At 67.6% G+C, this 1,113-nt stretch carries 1 pseudogene; it reads left to right on the top strand.

Annotated features, from left to right (window positions below):
* Positions 1-382 precede the first annotated feature (382 nt).
* Positions 383-1,012 (top strand): annotated as a pseudogene (locus ACF08N_RS38130) (transposase); the annotation flags it as partial.
* Positions 1,013-1,113 lie beyond the last annotated feature (101 nt).

The raw sequence follows: 1,113 nt of genomic DNA, 5'->3' as shown, positions 1-1,113 counted from the left end.
AGTGAGATCACCACGCCAACGACGAGGGGTCCCGTCCTGTCACGCCCCTGCCCACCAGGTCATTTCCCACCGCGGGGCAGGATGAAAGAGGTTCACTCACATCCGTCGACGGATTCGCCTGGGTCCTCATGCATGAGCGAGCTGATCGCTCGGACGTGTTCGACGGTCGTGTCTGTGCAGTGGTGGTGCCTCTTGCTGGCGTGTGCAGGGTATGCCGGGCCGCGGGGGTGGGGGTGGGAGAAGACGGTGAAGGCGTTCGCTCCGCACGCTGATGCCTTCCTGTGGTCCTGGACGCCGCAGATGGTCGACGAGTGGTTGGGCGACCTTCGGTCGGGGCGGAACTGGAACTCCAATGGACCACCTGGACCGGGTGCAAGCCCCTGCCCCGCCCCGGCAACCCCACACAATGGGCCGCCCGCCCCGGCATGGAGGCGAGTTCCTCGCCGGGCAGCCCGCCACCTGGGGCACCCCGGACACCGAAACCATCACCGCCACCCGCCTCTACGGCACAGCCACCGCCCTCCTGGAACCGGCTCCACCCCAAGCTGACACCCACCGCTCCTCCTGGGCCGCAGCCGACGGCACCCTCCAGATCGTTGAAGGAACGGTGATCCGCCTGGACATCGACCACCTGCCCAGCGAAGCCATCCCCAAGCCGGTCTGGCTGTGGTGGTCCGGCGTCGACGCCACCCCGGCGGACGCCGACAGCCTTTGACAGGCATGCCTGCGGCGCTTCGACATCGAGCACACATTCCGCCTGTTCAAGCAGACCCTCGGCTGGACTCCCCGAAGATCCACACACCAGAGGCAGCGGACCGATGGACCTGGCTGATCCTCGCCGCCTACACCAAACTCCGTCGCGCTCGCCCACTAGCAGCGGACCGCCGTCGCCCCTGGGAGAGACCCGTCCCACCGGACAAGCTCACCCCCGCCCGTGTCCGTTGCGACTTCCGGCACATCCGCCCCGAAGGCGGCCTGCCCAGCCAGAGCACCGAAACCCGCCCAACCCGGCTCGCTAACGACCTGGTGCGTGATTGGCGTGAGGTCGTGCCGGGGTAGCGGCTGGTGTTCCTGAACACCGCGTACACGTTGGCAGTGCGAGTGTCTTGTTGT

This window comes from Streptomyces sp. NPDC015127 (assembly GCF_043080095.1).
Lineage (GTDB): Bacteria > Actinomycetota > Actinomycetes > Streptomycetales > Streptomycetaceae > Streptomyces.
The sequence above is the reverse complement of the archived record's forward strand: the minus strand, read 5'-3'. Positions and strand labels throughout refer to the sequence as shown.